2 protein-coding genes are annotated in these 1908 nt (G+C 21.5%); one reads left to right on the forward strand and one right to left on the reverse strand.

Going from position 1 to position 1908, the window contains the following annotated elements:
- Positions 1 to 233 precede the first annotated feature (233 nt).
- Positions 234 to 704, forward strand: coding sequence for a hypothetical protein (locus tag OL66_RS00615; RefSeq protein WP_156956341.1), 471 nt, complete (start codon positions 234 to 236; stop codon positions 702 to 704).
- 94 nt (positions 705 to 798) lie between these two features.
- Here the strand turns inward: OL66_RS00615 and dnaN are convergent.
- The coding region (gene dnaN / locus OL66_RS00620; protein WP_238568766.1) for a DNA polymerase III subunit beta at positions 799 to 1908 on the reverse strand (1110 nt) is incomplete at its 5' end.

Raw genomic sequence — 1908 nt, forward strand, 5'->3', positions numbered from 1 at the left:
ATAAATTTACTTAATAAAATTATAATTACTTAGTATTTTTCTTGCAAAAAAAACAAGCAAAATAAAAGTAAGGGATAAAATATTTTTTAAAAAAGAAAACAATTTTCAAAAGGAAGCAAGGAATAAAATAATATGAATCAAAATGTAAAAAAATATTAACTATTTTTATTTATTGCTGCTTTTTGAGTGTTTGCAGTTTTCTTTTATATCAATATTTTAAAAAACCAAACAAAGTGCCATCCCAAATAAAAACAACAACAACCAAACCATCTGAACAAAAACCATCAAAAAATAAACCATCAAAAAATAAATCGTCATCTTCTAGTTTAGAGATAACAACTTTTTGGCAAGATCCAAAACCAGAAACAAAACAAAATACAAATACATTAAATACATTTGAAAGTAATCGCAAAGAGATTACCCAAATTCAATTTGATAGAATTGTTGAAGAAATATTAAATGATTTAAAAAGCATGTCATGGGATAATTGTGTAGCTAAATATGAAACAAGAAATGAAAAAAACATATTTCCAAACATTGAAAGAGAGTATAGTTCATTTTTAACTTGGAGCAAAGAAAAAGTAACAGAAGATAACAAAAATTATAACCAACAAAATAAACAAAATATATTAAAACAATGCATTAAAAACCTTAAAAAAGAAATTGAAAAAGAACTAAAAGAAATATATTGGTTTAAATATTAAATCATTTTTAGTAATTAATAACTAACTGTTTCATTTATTTAGACAATTAAGATTAACACTGTTCTTTTTATTATCTTGCCATTATATAACAATATCAATCATTTTCGAAAGGAATAGGCAGAATCAAATGAATAGAACTATCTTTTTCCAAAGTAGTAATAATAAATGGTTTTAAGGGATTATCAAAATAAAAAACTACTTCTTTAACTGATAAAACTTTTAAAACATCTTCTAAATATTTAGCATTAAAAGCAATTTGGAAACTATTTGCACTAACTTTTAAAGGAATAATTTTTTCCAAAGCAGTTCCCAAACTTTCACTAGAAGAAGAAATTTCAATTGAATTTTGTTTAGTTAAAATAAATTTAATAACATTAGTACTTATTTGTTCTTTGGAAAACAACAATGAAACTCTTTCTAAGGCTTTCATTAAATCATCTTTATTTAAATGAATAGAAAAAGGAAAATTTGTAAGTTTAATTTCTTGAATTTGGGGATAATTTCCTTCTAAAAGTGAAGTTTGAAACCATAAATTATCAATTTCTAAAAAGATTTTTTGAGTATCAGAATAAATTTTTAAATATTTACTTTGACAATGTTCTAATATTTTACTTAATTCTTCTAAACTTTTATTAGGAATAACAATATTAAAATTGTGATATTCAATATCTAGATTGATTTTTTTTTGACTCATTCGAAAAGAATCAGTAGCACAAGCTTTTAAAAGGTTATTTTGATAAATCAAGTTAAGTCCCATTAAAATAGGTCTTTTTTCATTTTTAGAAGTAGAAATATTTATTTCTTTAATCATATTTTTTAAAAAATGAGTTTCAATTTGAAAAGAATCTAATTTTTGGAAAGAAAAATCAAGTTCTAAAAAATCACAAACATCCATTAATTTTAATTTATATTCACAAAAACTAGTTTTAATTACTAAAAAATTATTTTCCATTACAGTAATTTTAATTAAAGAATCACTAATTTTTTTAATTATTTCAATAAAATATCTCCCTAAACAAGCAATTTTACCTTGTTTTTTAATTTTTAAACTTTCATCTTTAATTTCTATTTTAATTGCAATATTGCCATTATTAGCTTCTAAAATTAAGTTATTTTCTTGTGTTTGGATTTTGAGAGCATTAAAAATAGGGAAAAAAGTTTTTTGGGGTAAAATTTTTTGTATTTTTAAAAGTTGTTCCAAAAA

The sequence above is a fragment of the Chrysanthemum yellows phytoplasma genome, from assembly GCF_000803325.1.
Classification (GTDB): Bacteria; Bacillota_I; Bacilli_A; order Acholeplasmatales; family Acholeplasmataceae; genus Phytoplasma; species Phytoplasma asteris.